This is a genomic window from Shinella sp. WSD5-1 (assembly GCF_963942435.1).
Classification (GTDB): Bacteria; Pseudomonadota; Alphaproteobacteria; order Rhizobiales; family Rhizobiaceae; genus Shinella; species Shinella yambaruensis.
The window spans coordinates 1,804,429-1,823,517 of the sequence record NZ_OZ012596.1 but is presented as its reverse complement, the minus strand read 5'-3'; the positions used below and the strand labels follow the sequence as shown (position 1 = coordinate 1,823,517).

The 19,089-nt window shown below is 64.3% G+C and carries 21 protein-coding genes; 10 read left to right on the top strand and 11 right to left on the bottom strand.

Annotated elements, in window-relative coordinates; all coding sequences use genetic code 11:
- The first annotated feature begins 80 nt into the window (after positions 1 to 80).
- From AABQ55_RS08830 to AABQ55_RS08800, 7 genes are all read left to right on the top strand, one after another.
- Positions 81 to 944 carry an FAD binding domain-containing protein gene (locus tag AABQ55_RS08830; RefSeq protein WP_272804748.1) on the top strand — a complete coding sequence of 288 codons (864 nt, stop codon included), beginning with the start codon at positions 81 to 83 and terminating at the stop codon, positions 942 to 944.
- A gap of 68 nt (positions 945 to 1,012) precedes the next feature.
- Complete coding sequence (locus AABQ55_RS08825) at positions 1,013 to 1,513, top strand: (2Fe-2S)-binding protein (RefSeq protein WP_272804747.1); 501 nt, start codon at positions 1,013 to 1,015, stop codon at positions 1,511 to 1,513.
- Complete coding sequence (locus AABQ55_RS08820; protein WP_272804746.1) at positions 1,510 to 3,927, top strand: aerobic carbon-monoxide dehydrogenase large subunit; 2,418 nt, start codon at positions 1,510 to 1,512, stop codon at positions 3,925 to 3,927. The genes AABQ55_RS08825 and AABQ55_RS08820 overlap by 4 nt, the downstream gene beginning before the upstream one ends.
- Positions 3,928 to 4,119: 192 nt before the next feature.
- Positions 4,120 to 4,998 carry an AAA family ATPase gene (locus AABQ55_RS08815; RefSeq protein WP_272804745.1) on the top strand — a complete coding sequence of 293 codons (879 nt, stop codon included), beginning with the start codon at positions 4,120 to 4,122 and terminating at the stop codon, positions 4,996 to 4,998.
- A complete protein-coding gene (locus tag AABQ55_RS08810; RefSeq protein WP_272804744.1) occupies positions 4,995 to 6,179 on the top strand; it encodes a vWA domain-containing protein in 1,185 nt (394 codons plus the stop codon). The genes AABQ55_RS08815 and AABQ55_RS08810 overlap by 4 nt, the downstream gene beginning before the upstream one ends.
- An 11-nt stretch (positions 6,180 to 6,190) precedes the next feature.
- Entirely contained in the window at positions 6,191 to 7,021 is an 831-nt protein-coding gene (locus AABQ55_RS08805) for an XdhC family protein (protein WP_272804743.1), read from the top strand.
- 13 nt (positions 7,022 to 7,034) lie between these two features.
- Positions 7,035 to 7,499, top strand: coding sequence for an SRPBCC family protein (locus tag AABQ55_RS08800; RefSeq protein ID WP_272804742.1), 465 nt, complete (start codon positions 7,035 to 7,037; stop codon positions 7,497 to 7,499).
- 396 nt (positions 7,500 to 7,895) lie between these two features.
- Here AABQ55_RS08800 and AABQ55_RS08795 read toward each other — a convergent pair whose 3' ends face one another.
- The 9 genes from AABQ55_RS08795 to AABQ55_RS08755 form a co-directional block, all read right to left on the bottom strand.
- The gene (locus AABQ55_RS08795; protein WP_272804741.1) at positions 7,896 to 8,954 is read right to left on the bottom strand and encodes a maleylacetate reductase; all 1,059 of its coding nucleotides are present in this window, start codon (positions 8,952 to 8,954) and stop codon (positions 7,896 to 7,898) included.
- Positions 8,955 to 8,963: 9 nt separating this feature from the next.
- Positions 8,964 to 9,845, bottom strand: coding sequence for an intradiol ring-cleavage dioxygenase (locus AABQ55_RS08790; RefSeq protein ID WP_272804740.1), 882 nt, complete (start codon positions 9,843 to 9,845; stop codon positions 8,964 to 8,966).
- Positions 9,846 to 9,897: 52 nt separating this feature from the next.
- Positions 9,898 to 10,170 carry a hypothetical protein gene (locus tag AABQ55_RS08785; RefSeq protein ID WP_272804739.1) on the bottom strand — a complete coding sequence of 91 codons (273 nt, stop codon included), beginning with the start codon at positions 10,168 to 10,170 and terminating at the stop codon, positions 9,898 to 9,900.
- 59 nt (positions 10,171 to 10,229) lie between these two features.
- On the bottom strand, positions 10,230 to 10,484 hold the full coding sequence (locus AABQ55_RS08780) for a MurR/RpiR family transcriptional regulator (protein WP_244767676.1): 255 nt from the start codon (positions 10,482 to 10,484) through the stop codon (positions 10,230 to 10,232).
- Between the two features lie 47 nt (positions 10,485 to 10,531).
- Positions 10,532 to 11,293, bottom strand: a complete 762-nt coding sequence (locus AABQ55_RS08775; protein ID WP_272804738.1) for a sulfite exporter TauE/SafE family protein — start codon at positions 11,291 to 11,293, stop codon at positions 10,532 to 10,534.
- Positions 11,290 to 11,763: a type II 3-dehydroquinate dehydratase gene (gene aroQ, locus AABQ55_RS08770; protein ID WP_244767678.1), complete on the bottom strand. Its 474-nt coding sequence runs from the start codon at positions 11,761 to 11,763 to the stop codon at positions 11,290 to 11,292. Before aroQ ends, AABQ55_RS08775 begins: the two co-directional genes overlap by 4 nt.
- Positions 11,760 to 12,626: a sugar phosphate isomerase/epimerase family protein gene (locus AABQ55_RS08765; protein WP_272804737.1), complete on the bottom strand. Its 867-nt coding sequence runs from the start codon at positions 12,624 to 12,626 to the stop codon at positions 11,760 to 11,762. Before AABQ55_RS08765 ends, aroQ begins: the two co-directional genes overlap by 4 nt.
- A gap of 61 nt (positions 12,627 to 12,687) precedes the next feature.
- A complete protein-coding gene (locus AABQ55_RS08760) occupies positions 12,688 to 13,344 on the bottom strand; it encodes a nuclear transport factor 2 family protein (RefSeq protein WP_272804736.1) in 657 nt (218 codons plus the stop codon).
- Between the two features lie 81 nt (positions 13,345 to 13,425).
- Positions 13,426 to 14,145: an amino acid ABC transporter ATP-binding protein gene (locus AABQ55_RS08755; RefSeq protein ID WP_244768099.1), complete on the bottom strand. Its 720-nt coding sequence runs from the start codon at positions 14,143 to 14,145 to the stop codon at positions 13,426 to 13,428.
- Positions 14,146 to 14,587: 442 nt separating this feature from the next.
- Between AABQ55_RS08755 and AABQ55_RS08750 the strand changes: the two genes are divergently transcribed.
- Both AABQ55_RS08750 and AABQ55_RS08745 read left to right on the top strand, forming a co-directional pair.
- On the top strand, positions 14,588 to 15,631 hold the full coding sequence (locus AABQ55_RS08750) for a LacI family DNA-binding transcriptional regulator (protein ID WP_244767680.1): 1,044 nt from the start codon (positions 14,588 to 14,590) through the stop codon (positions 15,629 to 15,631).
- A gap of 61 nt (positions 15,632 to 15,692) precedes the next feature.
- Positions 15,693 to 16,475 carry an IclR family transcriptional regulator gene (locus AABQ55_RS08745; RefSeq protein WP_244767681.1) on the top strand — a complete coding sequence of 261 codons (783 nt, stop codon included), beginning with the start codon at positions 15,693 to 15,695 and terminating at the stop codon, positions 16,473 to 16,475.
- A gap of 9 nt (positions 16,476 to 16,484) precedes the next feature.
- On the opposite strand, the gene AABQ55_RS08740 is transcribed toward AABQ55_RS08745, so the two are convergent.
- Positions 16,485 to 17,258 (bottom strand): SDR family NAD(P)-dependent oxidoreductase, encoded by a 774-nt coding sequence (locus AABQ55_RS08740; RefSeq protein WP_244767682.1) that lies wholly within the window; start codon positions 17,256 to 17,258, stop codon positions 16,485 to 16,487.
- Positions 17,259 to 17,365: 107 nt separating this feature from the next.
- On the opposite strand from AABQ55_RS08740, the gene AABQ55_RS08735 reads away from it, so the two are divergent.
- On the top strand, positions 17,366 to 18,172 hold the full coding sequence (locus AABQ55_RS08735; RefSeq protein WP_272804735.1) for a sugar phosphate isomerase/epimerase family protein: 807 nt from the start codon (positions 17,366 to 17,368) through the stop codon (positions 18,170 to 18,172).
- Between the two features lie 20 nt (positions 18,173 to 18,192).
- Here the strand turns inward: AABQ55_RS08735 and AABQ55_RS08730 are convergent, their stop codons facing one another.
- Entirely contained in the window at positions 18,193 to 19,011 is an 819-nt protein-coding gene (locus tag AABQ55_RS08730; protein ID WP_272804734.1) for a DMT family transporter, read from the bottom strand.
- Between the last annotated feature and the right edge of the window lie 78 nt (positions 19,012 to 19,089).

The window sequence follows — 19,089 nt, the reverse complement described above, 5'->3', positions numbered from 1 at the left end:
GTGCCGGAAAGCCGGCCTTCTCCTTGCCTGTCCGTCGCCCGAGGAAAATGCTGATCCTCCGTATATAGCGGAGGAGACCCATGATACCCGGCCCGTTCCAGTTCCATCGGCCGCAATCGGTTGCCGATGCGGTGAAACTGCTCTCCAGCCTCGGGGATGAAGCGCGTCCGCTTGCCGGCGGCCATAGCCTCGTTCCCATGATGAAGCTGCGCCTCGCCACGCCCGAGCATCTCGTCGACCTGCACGGCATCGGCGCGCTGAAGGGCATCCGGCGCGAGGGCGACACGCTCGTCATCGGCGCCATGACCACCCAGCATGAGCTGGTGGCCTCGCCGGAGATCGCGGCGCTCGTGCCGATCGTGAAGGAGACCTCGCTGCAGATCGCCGATCCGCAGGTGCGCTATCGCGGCACGCTCGGCGGCAATGTCGCCAATGGCGATCCGGGCAATGACATGCCGGGGCTGATGATGGCGCTCGGCGCGCGCTACCGGCTGGAAGGGCCGGACGGCGCACGCGACGTCGATGCCGTCGATTTCTACCAGGGCGCCTATTTCACCGCGCTCGAACCCGGCGAACTCCTGACCGAAATCACCATCCCGGTCCCGCCCACCGGCCACGGCTACGCCTACGAGAAGCTGAAGCGGAAGATCGGCGACTATGCGACGGCTGCCGCCGCGGTGGTGCTGACGCTCTCCGCCGGCAAGGTGGCGACCTGTCGCATCGGCCTCACCAACCTCTCCGAGACGCCGCTTCTCGCCGAGGATGCCGCCGCCTGCGTGATCGGCACCACGCTCGACGAGGCGACGCTGGCCAAGGCCGCCGACCTTGCCCGCGCCGTCATGCAGCCGGCCGCCGACGGGCGCGGCCCGGCCGAATACCGCACGCATGTCGGCGGCATCATGGTCATGCGGGCGCTGAAGCGCGCTGCGGCCAGAGCCGCCTAAAGCATTTCCAGGAAAAGTGTGAAGCGGTTTTCCGTCCGGAAATGCGTAAAAACTCTAGGGAGGAAACGATGGCAAAGACCCATGTGACGATGCGGGTGAACGGCAGCGAGGTCGAGGGCCTTGTCGAGCCGCGCACGCTGCTCGTGCATTTCATCCGCGAAAATCTCGGCCTGACCGGCACCCATATCGGCTGCGAGACCACCCATTGCGGCGCCTGCACCGTCGACCTCGACGGCATGTCGGTGAAAAGCTGCACCGTCTTCGCCGTGCAGGCCGAAGGCTGCGAGGTCACCACCATCGAGGGCATCGCCAATCCGGACGGCACGCTGTCGGCCCTCCAGGAGGGTTTCCGCCAGATGCACGGGCTGCAATGCGGCTTCTGTACGCCCGGCATGATCTTGCGCGCCCACCGCCTGCTGAAGGAAAATCCCAACCCGAGCGAAGAGGAGATCCGCTTCGGCATCGCCGGCAATCTCTGTCGCTGCACCGGCTACCAGAACATCGTCAAGGCGATCCAATACGCTGCCGCCAAGATCAACGGCACGGAGTTCAGGGAGGCTGCGGAATGAACGACATGACCATCACGCGCGCCGAGCGCGAGGCCAAGCTCGAAGGCATGGGCTGCAAGCGCAAGCGCGTCGAGGATATCCGGTTCACCCAGGGCAAGGGCAACTATGTCGACGACGTGAAGCTGCCCGGCATGCTGCACGGCGATTTCGTCCGCTCGCCGCATCCCCATGCCCGCATCAAATCGATCGACAAGGAGAAGGCGCTGAAGGTGCCGGGCGTGCTCGCCGTGCTGACGGCGGAGGACCTGAAGGGCGTCAACCTCGCCTGGATGCCGACGCTGGCCGGCGACGTCCAGATGGTGCTGGCGGACGGCAAGGTGCTGTTCCAGAACCAGGAAGTGGCCTTCGTCGTCGCAACCGACCGTTATGCGGCCGATGACGGCATCAATGCGGTCGAGGTGGAGTACGAGGCCCTGCCTGTCCTCGTCGATCCCTTCCACGCCATGGACCCCGATGCACCGGTGTTGCGCGAGGACCTGGAAGGCAAGACGGAAGGCGCGCACGGCCCGCGAAGACACCACAACCACATCTTCGAATGGACCGTCGGCGACCGGGATTTGACGGATGCCGCCTTCCGCAAGGCGGAGGTGACGATCAAGGAGATGATCTCCTATCACCGCACCCATCCCTCGCCGCTGGAGACCTGCCAGTGCCTGTGTTCGTTCGACAAGGTGAAGGGGGAACTGACGATCTACGGCACCTTCCAGGCGCCGCACGTCATCCGCACCGTCGTCGCGCTGATCGCCAAGATTCCCGAGCACAAGATCCATGTGATCGCGCCGGATATCGGCGGCGGCTTCGGCAACAAGGTCGGCGCCTATCCGGGTTACATCTGCGCCGCCGTCGCCTCGATCGTCACGGGGCGGCCGGTGAAATGGGTCGAGGACCGCATCGAGAATCTTTGCGCCACCTCCTTTGCCCGCGACTACCACATGACGACCGAGATCGCCGCGACGAAGGAGGGCAAGGTCACGGGCCTGCGCGTCCATGTGCTCGCCGACCACGGCGCCTTCGATGCCTGTGCCGACCCGTCGAAATGGCCGGCCGGCTTCTTCAACATCGTCACCGGCTCCTATGATTTCCCCACCGCCCATCTCGCGGTCGACGGCGTCTATACCAACAAGGCGCCGGGCGGCGTCGCCTATCGCTGCTCCTTCCGGGTGACGGAGGCGGCTTATTGCATCGAGCGGGCGATGGATATCCTCGCCCAGAAGCTCGGCATGGACCCGGCCGAACTGCGGCTGAAGAATTTCATCCGCCAGGAGCAGTTCCCCTATCACTCGGCGCTCGGCTGGGAATACGATTCCGGCGACTACCACACCGCCATGAAGAAGATGATGGAAGTGGTGGATTATGCCGGCCTGCGCCGCGAGCAGGCGGAAAAGCGCGCGGCCTTCCAGCGCGGCGAGACCCGCGAGATCATGGGCCTCGGCATTTCCTTCTTCACCGAGATCGTCGGCGCCGGCCCGTCGAAGAACTGCGACATCCTCGGCATCGCCATGTTCGACAGTTGCGAGATCCGGCTCCACCCGACCGGCGCCGGCATCGCCCGCATGGGCACGAAAAGCCAGGGCCAGGGCCACGAGACGACCTGGGCGCAGATCATCGCCACGGAGATCGGCATTCCGGCCGACGACATAATGGTGGAGGAAGGCAACACCGACACAGCGCCCTACGGGCTCGGCACCTACGGCTCGCGCTCCACGCCCGTCGCGGGCGCGGCGATCGCCATGGCGGCGCGCAAGGTGAAGGCCAAGGCGCAGATGATCGCCGCCTACCGGCTGGAGGTGCACGAGGACGACCTCGAATGGGATATCGACGGTTTTCGCGTGAAGGGCCTGCCGGAAAAATTCCTCGGCATGAAGGACATCTGCTGGATCGCCTACAATGCGCCGCCACCCGGCATGGAGCCGGGCCTTGAGGCGGTGAGCTATTACGATCCACCGAACATGACCTATCCCTTCGGCGCCTATCTCTGCGTCATGGACATCGACGTCGACACCGGCGTCTACAAGGTGCGCCGCTTCTATGCGCTCGACGATTGCGGCACGCGCATCAACCCGATGATCATCGAGGGGCAGGTGCATGGCGGGCTGACGGAGGCCTTCGCCATCGCCATGGGCCAAGAGATCCGCTACGACGAGAACGGCAATGTGGTGACCGGCTCCTTCATGGATTTCTTCCTGCCGACGGCGGTGGAAACGCCCCATTGGGAGACCGATTTCACCGTCACGCCCTCGCCGCATCACCCGATCGGCGCCAAGGGTGTCGGGGAGAGCCCGAATGTCGGCGGCGTGCCAGCCTTCTCCAATGCCGTCAACGACGCCTTTTCGTTCCTAGGATCGACGCATATCCAGATGCCGCACGATTTCTGGCGCAACTGGCAGGCGGCGAAGACGCTCGGCGCGGTGTAGGATTGGCCCGATGCGCAGGTTTCGCCCCTCATCCCGCTGCCGCGACCTTCTCAAGGGGCAGGAGGCTTGGCCTTCCTTCATCTTGTTTAGGGAAAACGGTGCATCGTTCTCCTTCTCCCCGCTTGCGGGGAGAAGGTGCCGGCAGGCGGATGAGGGGCGGCCCTCCCGCCATGCGACGGATGGGGCCACGACATGAACACGCTCTCCCGCCCCGAAATCGGCGAGCGTTTAGCGAGCGCCGGCTACATCGCCGACCGCGACCTGTCGGTCGCCCTCTCGCTGATGCAGATGCTCTCCCGCCCCCTGCTGCTCGAAGGTGAGGCCGGCGTCGGCAAGACGGCGGTCGCCTATGCCATCGCATCGGTGCACGAGACGGAACTGATCCGGCTGCAATGCTATGAAGGGCTGGACCAGTCGGCCGCACTCTACGAGTGGAACTACCAGCGCCAGTTGCTGGCCATCCAGGCCCGGCAGGGCGAGGCGGCCGGTGGGCTGGAAGACGCGGTCTTCTCCGAAAAATACCTGATGGAACGCCCGCTGCTCGCAGCGATCCGCCGGCAGAAGGCGCCGGTGCTGCTGATCGACGAGATCGACCGGGCCGACGAGGAATTCGAAGCCTTCCTCCTGGAACTGCTCTCCGATTTCCAGGTCTCCATTCCCGAACTCGGCACGATCACCGCGGTGACGATCCCGCATGTCGTGCTGACCTCGAACGGCACGCGCGAGCTTTCCGATGCGCTCCGGCGGCGCTGCCTCTATCACCATATCGACTATCCCGATGTCGAGCGCGAGGCGCGTATCATCCTCGCCCGCGTCGATGGGGCCGGCGCGGCGCTCGCCCTGCAGATCGCCCGCATGGTCGAGAACATCCGCAAGGAGGACCTGCGCAAGGTGCCGGGCGTCGCCGAAACGCTGGACTGGGCGGCGGTGCTGGTCGGCCTCGATATCGCCGACCTGAAGGACGATCCGGAAGCCGTGCACGAGACGCTGGCCTGCCTGCTCAAGACCCGCGAAGACAAGGCGCGCTTCCGCCGCGAGGTCACCGAGCGCCTGTTGGGGAGGGTGGCATGAGCTGTTGCGGCACACCGTTGACCCCGGAGGAATCGAGCGCGGTCGGCCGCCTCGTCGCAGAAAAACTGTCGGCCTTCCTGAGGACGCTGCGCGACAACGGTTTTTCGGTCGGGCTCGGCGAGGGCCGGGATGCCGCGGCGCTGATAGCCGCCGGCTATGCGGAAAAGTCCGGCCTGCTGCGCTCCGCCTTGAAACATCTGTTTTCCGCCCGCCGCAGCGAATGGGAACGGTTCGACGGCATTTTCGACGCTTTCTGGCTGGGAAAACATGTCCGCAGCCGTTCGGCGGTTTCAGGAAGTGCCAGGTCCGGCCTGAAAGCGCTGGAGGGCGGCGGGGCGAAGGGCGGCGCGGTTTCGGATCAGGCCCCCGCCGATGGCGGAGAGGGCGTGGGCGGCGGCGAAAGCCGGATGGAGGGCGCCTCCGCTGTCGAGACGCTTTCCGGCATCGACCTCAGGAAACTCTCCGATCCGGCGGATATGGCGCGGGCGCATGACATCGCCGCCGATCTCGCCCGGGCGATGCGCACGCGGCTCACCCGCCGCGATCTCGCCCGCCGGCGCGGCTACCGCATCGACCTGCGCCGCACGATCCACGGCAATATCGGCCATGGCGGCGTGCCGCTGGATCTCGTCCGGCGCCGGCGCAAGGAAAAGCCGCTGCGCCTCGTCATGCTGCTCGACGCCTCCGGCTCGATGACGCCCTATACCGGCGTCTTCCTGCGCTTCATGCATGGCGTGCTCGACGCCTTTCGCGAGTCGGAGGCCTTCCTCTTCCACACCCGGCTCGCCCATGTCTCCGACGCCATGAAGGAGCGCGATGCGCAACGCGCCCTCGACCGGCTGTCCATGATGGCGGAGGGCACCGGCGGCGGCACGCGCATCGGCGAATGCCTCGCCACCTTCAACCGCTGGCATGCCGCCCGCGTCATCCATTCGCGCACCTGCGTGATGATCGTCTCGGACGGCTACGAGACGGGCGATGCCGCGCTGCTGGCTCGGGAGATGGCGGCGCTGCGCCGCCGCTGCCGGCGTATTGCCTGGCTGAACCCGATGATGGGCTGGGACGGCTATGCGCCGGAGGCGGCCGGCATCCGCGCCGCCCTGCCCTTCGTCGACCTGCATGCGCCGGCCAATACGCTCGAAAGCCTTGCGGCGCTCGAACCCTATCTTGCGAAACTCTGAGGGAGGTCGCGATGAACGCCCATGTCGATGTGATGGATCTCGCCAACCGCCTCAAATCCGCCGAGGAGGCCTTCGTGCTGGCGACCGTCGTGCGCACCGTCTCGGTGACCGCGGCCAAGGCCGGCGCCAAGGCGGTGATCCGCCCGGACGGTACGATCGTCGCCGGCTGGATCGGCGGCGGCTGCGCCCGCGGCGCGGTGCTGCGTGCCGCCCGCCAGGCGCTGATGGACGGCAAGGCGCGGCTGATCTCGGTGCAGCCGAAGGAGCTTCTGGCCGAACACGGCGTTGCGGCCGGCGAATTGCGCGAGGGCATCCAGTTCTCCGCCAACATGTGCCCCAGCAAGGGCACGATGGACATCTTCATCGAGCCGGTGCTGCCACGCCCCGCGCTCGTCGTCTTCGGGGCGAGCCCCGTCGCGATGGCCGTGGTGGAACAGGCCGCCCTGCTCGGCTTCCACGTTACGCTCGCCGCACCCGCCGCCGACCGCGCCGCGCCGCCTACGGCTGATGTCGTGGTGGATGGATTTGCCATCGCCGAACCGCCGGCCGGCAAGATTTTCGCGCTGGTCGCCACCCAGGGCAGCGGCGACCTTGCCGCACTCCAGGCGGCGCTCGCCCTTGAGGCCGATTATTACGGTTTCGTCGGAAGCGGTCGAAAGATGGCCTCGCTCAAGGCCGATCTGTCCCGCGCGGGCATCCCGGCCGAGCGACTCGACCGGATCAAGGGACCGGCGGGGCTCGATCTCGGCGCCATCACGCCGGAGGAAATCGCCCTGTCCATCCTCGCCGAAATCCTCATCATCCGCCGCCGCGACCAGCGCGGCGACACCACCACACCCTGAAAGGACATTTCTTATGGACATGAACGGCAGCGAACGGATCGAAGCCCCCGTGCAAACCGTCTGGCAGGCGCTGAACGACCCGGACATCCTGCGCCAGTGCATTCCCGGCTGCGAGACGCTGGAAAAGACCTCCGACACGGAGATGACGGCGACCGTCGCGCTGAAGGTCGGGCCGGTGAAGGCGCGCTTCCAGGGCACGGTCCAGCTCCTGAACCTCGACCCGCCACATTCCTACACGATCAGCGGCGAAGGCAAGGGCGGCATGGTCGGCTTCGCCAAGGGCGGCGCGGATGTGGCGCTCGCCGAAGACGGGCCGGACGCGACCCTGCTCACCTATGTCGTCAAGGCCGAGGTCGGCGGCAAGATCGCCCAGCTCGGCAGCCGGCTGATCGATTCCACGGCGAAAAAACTGGCGGCGCAGTTCTTTGCCGACTTTACTCAGAAGGTTGCAAGGGTGCGGGAAGAGATTGCGAGTTGAGCCTCTAATACCATGAAAACGCCGGCAACAACGAACCGAGCTATTGAAACCATTGCGGCGCGAGAAATGAAGAATGATACAACAAAAGCCTTGCCAACCGGGCCGTTCCACATATGCGTCAAAGCCAAAAGGGGCCTCTCCCTCTGGTTCCATCATGTCAGCTCGATTGGGCCCGGAGCTGTCGAGCAGAGCGGCGGTGATCATGTACACCATGCCCAAGACTGGCGAACTCTTCGATTTAGAAGGCAGGAGCCATAACGTAAGTCCACAATAGCGTTGCCGGGGCGTGAGCCGAGCCATTCCGCTGTGAGTGTTGAACCGTTGTCTCAGCAAGGTGCGTCATCCACATTGAAGGCTCGGTCTGCAAAGCTCCATAATGCGGCGGCCAAGCTGCGATTAGAGCGGCGCAATTCCGTGAAAGGCGTGAGTGAGCAATTCACGGAGTGGTTGGCGATGAAGTGGACGAGGATTCCAATATGGATTGGAAAGTGCCTGATCAAGTGCCGCGTCGATGCCATCTTCCCGCATGCCGAGATCCTTGAGCGCCATCGTCGCACCGAGGCGGCTGGAAAGCTCGTAGAGTCCCCGCGCCGGTTCCGTGGAGCCAAGCGCTCGATTCACACGCGCCATCGCGTCGGGCGTAGCGGCGCGATTGTATGCCACTACATGTGGCAAGACCGCCGTGTGAAGCTGCGCATGGGGAAGATCAAACATCCCACCGAGCGTGTGGCAGAGCTTGTGATGCAGCGCCATTCCGACTGAGCCAAGGCAAACACCGCACAGCCAGGCACCGTAGAGAACATCGCTTCTCGCCGAAACGCTCGTCGCATCCTGCTGGAGCATTGGCAACCCGCCCGCGATGGCGGAAATTCCCTCTTCGGCCATCAAGCAGGTCACGGGATTTGTTTCGCGGGCGTAAAGAGCCTCGACGGCATGTGCGATCGCATTCATTCCACTGGTCACCGACATGGTGAACGGAAGCGTCATCGTTAAATCAACATCGTAGATGATGACTTCCGGTAATATAGACGGGGCCGACTTCGTCACCTTCCGACCGTTTTCAGTCTCGCCTAAGATCGGAGTGGCTTCCGAACCCGCATATGTGGTCGGAACCACTATCTGTGGCAGGTCTGTCCGAAAAGCGATCGCTTTGCCGAGACCGGTCGTGGACCCGCCGCCTATCGCCAAGAGGCCGTCTGCTCGAGTTTCCTTGACCACTTCCATAGCCTCTGCAGTGACTTCGGTAGGCGTATGCATCTTAGCTTTCGAGAAGAGGCCGACACTTCGATCGCCGAGTTTTTGCGCAATCGCGGCGGCTTGATCGGCCTGCTCGGGTGTTGCGAGCACAAGCAACCGCTGAATGCCGAGCCTTTCGGCTTCCTCCCTCAGGCGCGAGATCGTGCCCTGGCCAAAAATCACGCGGCCAGGATTTCCGTTGTAGACAAAGTTATGCAACGGTGCCTCCTATCGGGTCTGGTCAGGGCGGACGAGAACGAAGTCGTAGTCGGACCTCCACTGAGTGGAACCGTCCGTCACCTTTTCGAAGGGCGCAACGAGGGTTTTCTTCACACCAAAGACGGTGTCAGATTCCAGATAAGGATCATCCCCAACGAATGTGTGCGTCACCAATTTCTGAAAGCCGTCAGCCCTGACCATGTAATGCATATGGGCTGGACGAAATGGATGGCGGCCGAGATTGTCTAACATCGTACCGACGGGGCCATCATCGGGGATCGGATAGGAAACCGGCTTTATACCGACAAAGCTGTAGTGCCCATCAGCTCCTGTAACGAAAACTCCGCGGTTGTTCCACTTGGGTTGCACGTCCGGCTGTTGAACATCGTAGTAACCCTCGGCATTGTCCGACCATACATCGATCCGCGCACCTTCAATCGGATTTCCACCGAGGTCGATGACCCGACCTATAAACAGGCATGTCTCGCCTTTACCATCAAGACAGATGCTGTCGCCCATGGAACGGACCGGCGCGCCTTCGACGTGAAACGGACCAAAGACAGTGTTCTCGGTTGCGCCCTCAGGACGACGATTATTGATCGCGTCGACGAGCATCGAGAATCCGAGCGTGTCAGAAAGGAGAATGAATTCCTGTCGTTCTTGGCTGCAGATCTGACCGGTTCGTGTCAGAAACTCGATGCCGATCTCCCATTCGTCCTGTGTTAACTCAATCTCGCGAGCAAAAGCGTGCAGGTGCTTGACGAGGCTAGACATCACGACCGCGAAGCGAGCGTCGGTTTCAGCCCCCATCCGGCCGTTCACTGCTTCCACGGAATTGTCCTCGGTAAAATACCTAGCGGAGGTAGAACCCTCAGAAGGTCGAGTGGTCATTGCATACTCCTCTCTAGTTGATTTCCGACTTTTGCCGTGACAGTGGTTCTCTTCAAACCGCAAGAGGCGACATTTGCCTGCTGGTACAGATCGGAAGCGTGGCAGGCGTTCGTAACCTGGAGCCCATGGCATCGGTCGACGGCATCTTCATCAGCCCTCCAGCCTTGCGGTGGCGCTCTGGCATCTCGGAAATCTCGCGCACGAAGACGTGCAGCGCGAAATCAAGGACATCTTCGACAAGGTGCGCGATGCGAATATGCCCGTCGGCATCTTCGCGACGGCGGAGGCCGCTGCACGGTGCTATATCGAGATGGGCAGCTTTCATCGCGATTGGCAGCGATATGGGCCTTCCGGTCCGCGGGGCCGACGACTTGCTCGCCCGCTTCAGGCCTGCAGATGGGTACGGAAAAGCCCCCTGAATTGCGTGTAACTGGCGAAGCCCAGGCATTTTGAGGTTCGAAGCACCGTCGTCTCGCCGACGCAGCAGGCTTGCGCCAGCGAACCGGCTGTGCCGAAAGCCACCAGGTAAGGCTCTTCAAGCGCCGTGCGCAGCACCACACGAACCCTCCGCGGCAAGGAAAGCTGCCGTTTGACGATCGTGCGCTTGAGTTCGCCGATATCGGCCGGGGGAAAGGGCATAATCCACCTCCTTTGCAATGGATACCGCGCATTGGAATTTGCCGTCTTCACGTCGGGAAAAGCGTGACGACGTAATCGGCGATCAGTTTCAGGGACAGAACCAGAAGGGCGATCTGGATGACCAGGTAGAACAGCTTTTCCGGGATGACGCGCGTCAGCTTCGCGCCTGCGAAGGTGCCGGCGATCGCGCTCGGCAGGAGCCATAACGCCACGGTCGCATCGAAGCGCGAAAACAGCCGCAATTCCCAGTAGGGGGCGATCTTCGCCGCGTTGATCGCGGCGAAGAGGATGGTCGAGGTGCCGGCGAACGTCACCTTGTCGAGACGCTGCGGCAGCACGTAGATCTGGAAGGGCGGCGCGCCCGAATGCGAGACGAAGCTCGTCAGGCCTGCGAGCGTTCCCCAGAAGAGGCCCGCGGGCACGTCGGCCCGCCGCACGGTCTTGCGAAAGCGCGCGCCGACCCAGGCGTTGAAGCAGCCGAGCAGCCCAACCAGCCCAACCAGCATGCCGATGAAGAGGCTCGGCAGGTGCGCGCTGAAGGCCCATCCGAGACAGACGCCGAAGACCGCCGCGGGCATGAGGATGGCGAGGTTCCGGCCGGAGAAATCGCCGCGGTAGAGGTAGAGGCCGACCATGTCGCTGATGACGTAGATGGGAAGCAGAAGTGCTGCCGCCGTGACGGGCGACATCACCAGCGCCATCAGCGGAACCGCGAGCATGCCGACCGAGGCGAGGCCCCCCTTGGAGAGCCCAACGAGGAAGGCCGCGACCGTCGCCGTGACGATGACGAGGGACGTCATCTCGGTCATCCGTTCTTCCTGCCCTCCGTCGCCGCGCCGCGCAGCAGCTTCGCCATGGCGTGGACGGCGAGCTCATATCCATCGGCGCCGAATCCCTCGATGATGCCCTTGGCGGCGAGCGAGACGTAGGATGTATGGCGAAAGGCCTCGCGCCGGAAATTGTTGGAAAGGTGCAGCTCGAGCACCGGCCCGGGAAAGGCGAGCAGCGCGTCCATGATCGCGACCGAAGTGTGGGTGTAGGCGCCCGCATTGATAACGATGCCGGCCATGTCGGCGCGCGCCTCCTGAACCCAGGTAATGAGCTCGGTCTCGCTGTTGGACTGGCGGAAATCGATGACGAGGCCCAAGGGCTCCGCCGCCGTCTTCGCCAGCCGTTCCAGGTCGGCCAGCGTCGAATGGCCATAGATTTCCGGCTGCCGCGTTCCGAGCATGTTGAGGTTCGGACCATTCAGGACCAGCACCTTGCAATCGCCGCTCATTCCCGTTTCCCCCATTGGGCGGCCGTTCGCGCGGCCTGCGCCGCGTTGAGCAAGGCGCGCGTCGCCGCCCCGCAGATGCGCGCCCTCTCCAGCGGCGACAGCCCGGCATAGGCCGCGCACGGCGCTTCGACCGCAACCGCGATATCGGCCGGCAGCGCGTGCATCAGGTCCACCAGTGGCAGTTCTCCCTCGCCTGGATAAAAGCGCCCGCCGCGGCCCTCATAGCGCAGGCGCTCCAGATCCGGCGGCCGGGCCGCAGCCGCGTCGCACAGATGGACATAGGGAAAGAGCGCCGGGGAAAGCCCTACGAGATCCGCGGGCTTTCCGCCCGAACGCATGAGATGGAGCGCGTCGATCAGGAGGCGCGCATTGGGGCGACGGACCTCGTCGAGCAGGCGGAACGCTTTCGGAAGCGTGTTCAGCGCGACATAGGACATCATCTCCAGCGCCACACCGATCCCGAAGCCTGCCGCGAGATCGCACAGTCCCGCGAAATTGTCCCTGAGTCTGCCCGCCTCCGGATCATTGCCGACGACGAGGAGATGGTTCGCTCCAAGGCGCGCGCCAAGCTCCAGCGCCGGCCTGAGACGCACGACATCGGTCTCCGGCGTCAGCCAGACGGCTTCGATATCGAAAACGCGGATCCCGGTCGCGTCCAGCCGGCGCTCGATGTCGCGGATCAACACCTCGTCGCCGATGACAGGCACGATCCGGTCGGTCGGCATGGGCGGAACGATGCGAAGGCCGATGGCGTCGAACCGGCCGGCTGCGGCCGCGTCGACGAGGGTCAGCGGGTCCGCGTCGATCAGCGTCAGATGGGCCAGTGATAGAAAAGCCGGATTGCCGTGGGGTGAGCGCGTCATGGTCGCAGCACTCCTGGTAGTCGCAGCGCTCGACGCACGGAGCGGCGTTTCTGCCGGCCGCTCATGGCGCGCCGTCCAATGCGGTTCGCGCCAGCCAGGCGGCGCCGCGCGCATAGAGCGCCTCGACCTGCGGGCCTTTCACGCCCGGCATGTCCTCCTTGACCTTGTAGCCGATGCCGGTCTGCATGTAGGCGAGATGGCGATAGCCCTGGGGGAAGCGCTCGAGCAACGCCTTGTCCAGCACCAGCGTCGCCGACGGATTGACCGGCGAGACTGTGTCCTTTTCATAGATCGGCTGGCGCAGAACGAGGCCCCAGGCACCGCGCCGCTTTTCCAGGAAGTCGTAGAACCGGCCGGTGCACACCACGTCGCAGACGATGTCGCCGATCCGGCCGCGCTGGGAGATCGTCATCTTCGTCTGGGCGATCGCTCGGTCGCCGGAAAGATCGATCGAGGTTCCGCCGAGGAAATGCAGGATGCTGACGCCCTTCTCCCAGCCTTCCTTGCTGACACGGATAAACTCGTCGGCGCTGCCCTGGAACCAGGTCGCCATCATCCGGCCGTCCGCGTGCCAGACTGAGCGGAAACGCTCCCAATGGCCCGCATCGCGCCAGACCACCCAGTTTTCCAAGAGGTCCCTTATCTCAAGGCGATCCCGGAGCGCCACCTCCAGCGCCGTGGATGACAGGGTGCTGCCGGCTCGCGCGGTCTCGGTCATCTTTGCTCCATTTGTTCTTCATAATGAACTTAGTTTTATATATGAACTATGCTAATTGGGCAAGCAGCAGGTTGCGGCCACCTAATGATGCGCGAGAATCTCTCCGAGAAAGGCTTTGGCGCGCGGATGCTGCGGCGACTGGAAAAACGTCTCCGGCGGTGCCTCTTCGATAACCATGCCGTCGGCCATGAACACCACGCGGTCGGCGACCTGCCGGGCAAAGCCCATTTCGTGGGTGACGCAGATCATCGTCATGCCGTCGCGGGCAAGGCTGATCATGGTGTCCAGCACCTCCTTGACCATTTCCGGATCGAGCGCGCTGGTCGGCTCGTCGAACAGCATGACCTTGGGCTCCATGCACAGCGCGCGGGCGATCGCGACGCGCTGCTGCTGGCCGCCGGAAAGCTGGGCGGGATATTTTTCGGCCTGTTCCAGGATGCGCACCCTTTCGAGAAGCTGCCGCGCCGTCTTTTCCGCTTCGCCCTGGGCGATTCCGCGCACGCGCCGGGGGGCGAGCGTGCAGTTCTCCAGCACCGTCATGTGCGGGAAGAGGTTGAAGCTCTGAAAGACCATGCCGACCTCGCGCCGCACGGCCTCGACCGCCTTGCCGTCATCGAGATTGATGCCGTCCACCAGCACGCGTCCCTTCTGGAAGGGTTCGAGGCCGTTGATGCAGCGGATGAGCGTCGACTTGCCGGATCCCGACGGGCCGCAGATGACGATCTTCTCGCCCTTGCCGACGGTGAGGCTCACATCCTTCAGGGCGTGGAACACGCCGAACCACTTGTTCAGGTCGCGCATCTCGATGAAGACGCCGTCCGTCGCGGCGAGATCCCTGTTCGTCGTCATGTATCCTCCCGGTTTCTCGCGCCGCATGCGGCTTCGCCGCAGCCAAAGCCCCGCGTAACGCAGGGCCGACCCCGGCGTTTCGCACCTTCCCGTCGCTTGAACGGCCCGCGGCGCCATGCTCTTCCACCCGAGCGGCAACGTAACAAAGTTCCGTTTTCTGTCAACATCAAATGATGTATCATTGATTAAGTCTTGATGCCTCATATGGCACTAAAATGATGGGCCATGAGAAAGAATGGCGCGCGCAACGGTGTGCGTCATGCACGTTTGCCTCGCCCTTCGAATGGGTGTGGCATCAAATCATCAGGTGGCGGCGCACCCTCATTTGAGGCGATCGCCCCGTCTTTGCAAGAACGGCGGCATGCGCTATGGAATGAGCAAAGGAAGAGGATTCATGGTCTCAACACGCCCAAGGATACAGGACATTGCCCGGGTTTCGGGCCTGAGCTCGGCGACCGTCGACCGCGTGCTGAACAGTCGGCCGGGCGTCAGCGCCAAGGCCGTCGATCTCGTGCGCGACGCCATTCAGAAGCTGGCCGAGAACGGCCCGGAAGAGCGCAGCGACCTCGGCGTCTACGACATCATCCTGCCCCGCAATGCCGGCCTTTCCACGGAATATCTCGCCGCCGCCTTCCGCTACCATGCGGACCTATGCAAGGTGCAGCATCGCGTGACCTTCGTCGAGCGCCTCAACCCGCAGAGCCTTTGCCGGGCGCTGCAGGCCTGCGCCGAACAGGGCACGAGCGGCGTCGCCTTCCAGGCGCTGGAGGACCCGACCGTTCGCGACACCGTCTCGCAGATGGCGAACCGGAACATTCCGCTGGTGACCGTTGTGTCGGACCTGTCGAGCATGGGTGTGAGCTATGTCGGCCTCGACAACCGCGCCGCCGGGCGCACGGCGGGTTATCTCATGGGGCTCCTGACCCGCGGCGCCGGGCCGATCGCCGTCCTCTGGGGCGGGCATCTCTACCGGGCGCATGACGAGCGCGAATTCGGCTTTCGCAGCGCACTCCGGACCGATTTCCCGAACCTCGAAATCCTCGACGTCACCTGTACGCAGGACGACACCGAGGAAGCCTATGAACGGCTTTCGGAGGTGCTGAAGCGGGACCCGAAGCTTGCCGGCGTCTATTGCGTCGGCGCCGGCATTATCGGGGCGATCAACGCCCTGAAGCGGCACGCCGGCGGCTCGTCGAGTTTCGTCATTGGCCACAATCTCACGGCCAACACCCGCGACTTCCTGCTCCAGCGCCGCATGGAGGTGGTCATCCACCAGGACATGACGGCGATCGCCGAAAAGGCCCTGCAATTCCTGGTCTCGGGCGCCGACAAGCCGCGCAGCCTGCGCGGCGAGGTCTCGATCTCCATCGTCACCCGCGAAAACATCTCGAACCACCTGAACCTGGACATGCTGCGCGACTACATGGTCAAGCATTGAGGCCGGCGCGTCCCGACGGCTGGCCCCTTGCCGAAGCCGGCGGCAGCGCCTACGAGGAAGCATGACCAGTGACAAGGCAGAGCTTCAGGAATCGGGCGCCGTCAAATCGGCGATGCGCGTGCTCGATCTTTTCGAATATCTCGGGCGCTGGGGCGACAAGACCCATACGGAAATCGCCCGGGAGCTGGACATCCCGAAAAGCAGCCTGACGCAGCTCCTGAAGACCCTCGTCCGGCGCGGCTACCTGATCTACCAGCCCGCCAGCAAAGGCTACGAGCTCGGCCCGGCGATCGCCGACCTCGCCAGGCGCGTCGGCGACAGCACCGACCTCGTTTCGGTGGCAGCGCCCGTTCTCTCGTGGATCACCGGCGAGACGCAGGAATCCTGCGCGCTCAACTTCATCAAGGGCGACCGCTCGGAGGTCGTCGCCGCCGTGACGAGCCCACGCCGCCTGCTCTACCACATGCAGTCCGGCGATTCCGCGCCGCTCTACGCCACGTCAGGCGGCAAGGCGCTCCTCGCCCATCTGCCCGAAGAGATGCGACGTGATTATCTCAGCCGCGTCGTGCTCGAGCCGATTACCCCCAACACGATCACCACCATCCCGGCGCTGGAGGCCGAACTGGCGGATGTCAGGGCGAAGGGTTATGCGCAGGTCGTGGAGGAGTTCACGATCGGCATCGCCGGCGTCGCCCGCCCCGTTCTCAGCGCGTCGGGCTTCCCCCTCGCCTCGCTCAACATCGCCATGCCCATCGCCCGCTTCGAGGACGCCGCGCGCGACCGCTGCCTCGCCGTGCTGGAGAAGGCGGTAGCGGACATCCGCCATCAATGTGGCTGGATCTGACAGGCGGCGTCAGACCGTCGTCAGGATGCCGCCGTTCATTTCGATCACCTGGCCGGTGTAGTAGCTCGCGCCCGGCCCGGCGAGGAAGACCACGGCAGCCTGGAGGTCCTTCGGATCGCCCCAGCGCTTCAGGGCGATGCGGCTGTCGATATATGACTTGAACTCCTTGTCCTCCACCAGTTTCCGCGACATCTCCGTGATGAAGAATCCAGGCGCGATCGCATTGCTGGTGATCCCCCAGGGGCCGAGTTCCATCGCCAATGCGTTCATCAGGGCCGTCAGCGCGCCTTTCGCCGCCGCATAGGGCGCCATGGGAACCCGCATCGATTTCAGCGAAAGGGAGCTGACGAAAATCAGGCGGCCGTCCTTCTTCGCCTGCATGCCGGGAATGACCGCGCGCGTGACGTTGGCGGAGCCGAAATAGTGGATCTCCATCAGCTTGCGGATTTCGTCGAGGTCGTAGTCGATGAAGTACTTGCGGTTCTGGACGCCTGCGCTGTTGATGAGAATGTCCACCGAACCCGTCCGCACCGTCACGTCCGCCAGCACGTCGTTAACCTCCTTCTCGTTAGTGACGTCGAACCGGGCCGTCGAGACCTGCAGCCCCCTGGCCGAAAGGTCGCGTGCGCTCTTTTCCAGAGCACTTTCGTTGATGTCGTTGATGATGATATGCGCGCCGGCCTCGGCGAGCGCCTGCGCCATCGCCCAGCCGAGCCCGCGGGCAGACCCCGTCACCAGGGCGACCTTACCTTCCAGAGAAAACCACTGCGCCAGATTCGACATCGCAACATCCACTTCCGAGGTTTTGGATTGTTCTATTTGAGAAACAAGTTTATATATAGGCACATATCTTTTGCAAGACGATTTCCTCCAACGGACGGACCGACCGAATGACGCCGCTCTATCTCGCCCATCAAAGCCTGATCGATCTCGAACCGCTCGCTTTCCTGGAGACCGCCGCCGCCGCGGGATTTTCCGGCGTCAGCCTGCGCGTGCGCGCCGCCGCCAAGGGTGCGCCAGTCTACGAAATCCGGCCGGGCTCCGAGGGAATGCGGGCGGTTCGCGGGCGGGCCGAAGCGCTCGGCATCGCCGTCGCCTATGTCGAGACGCTCGCCCTCGACGCCGGAATGACACGCGACGACTATGTTGCGACCCTGGAGACCGGCGCCGAACTCGGCGCGAAGCGCCTGACGGTGGCCGGGAACGACAGCGATTTCGCCGCGCTCTCGGAGGTCTTCGCCGCGCTCAGCGAAGACGCGGCCGCCTTCGGCGTCGTCGTCGATCTGGAGTTCATGCCGTTTCGCCCGGTGAAGAGCCTCGAAGACGCCATCGACATCCTCCGGCGCGCCGGTTCGGGCTGCATCCTGCCGGACGCCCTGCATCTCGTCCGCTCGGGCGGCACGCCGGCCTCGCTGCGCACGCTTGCGCCGGACGCTATCGGATCGTTCCAGCTCTGCGACGGGACGCTGAGCGCGCCCTGGCCGGACGACCTGCCATTTGAGGCGCGCAATGGAAGGCTGCTCCCCGGAGACGGTGAGTTCCCGCTCGTCGCGATGATCGAGGCCCTGCCGAAGGGCACGATGATCGGCGTCGAGGCGCCGCTCGCCGGAGACGTCCGCCCCGTCGATCCGCTCGGCCGGGCACGGCGGATGTTCCAGGCGGCGCGCGGCGTGCTGGAAGCCGCCAGCAGGCCCTGACACAGGATCGGGCGCGGCGCTCATCGCCGCCGCGCCAGGGTCAGGAGCCCGGCCGCCGTGATCAGCCCGGCGCCGGCGACGGTGATAGACGACAGCACCTCTCCGAAGGCGACAAAGCCGCAGATCGCCGCGACAACGAGTTGCGCATAGGTGAAGGGCGCGACACGCGAGGCCGGCGCTCGGGCGAAGGCGGCGAGGAACAGCACTTGGCCGACGGCCTGCGCCAAGCCCGTGGCCGCCACCAGCAGCCAGCCCTGCGCATCCAGCGGCCGCCAATAGACAGGCAAGAGGACGGTGCAGACGACAAGCCCGGTGATCGCCATGTGCACGATGGCCGCGCTCAGCGGGATGCGCGTCGACAGGTGCCGCGTGATGACATGATTGAAGGACAGGCCGACACCGCCGAGCAGCGGCAACAGCATCACCCAGTCGAACGCGTCCGTACCAGGCTGCGTGACGAGAAGCACGCCGACAAAGCCGATCACGACAGCGAGCCATCGATAGAGATCGACCGGCTCTCCGAGGAAGATCCGCGCCAGCGCGACGCTGATGACCGGCGAGATGTAGATGATCGCCGTGACCTGACCCAGGGGAAGATACATGAAGGCGATGATGACGGTCATGCCGCTGACGAGCGGCAGCAGCGAACGGACCGCCAGCAGGCGGGCATTCGGGCCGAGGAACGTTTCCGGCAGGCGCCGCGACCAGAAATAGGGCACGACGAAGACGACGAAGAACAGGGCCCGCCCCCAGAGCGCCATTACCGGGCCGGACCGTTCCGCAACGACCTTCGAGAAGGCGTCACCGACGGCGAAGAAGCTGACCGCGGCGAGAATCATGGCGCTCGCCCGGATCAGGCTTTGAGGAACGGCTGCAGGCTGTGCGATTGTCATGGTCTTGCCCGGCGGACGGCTGCG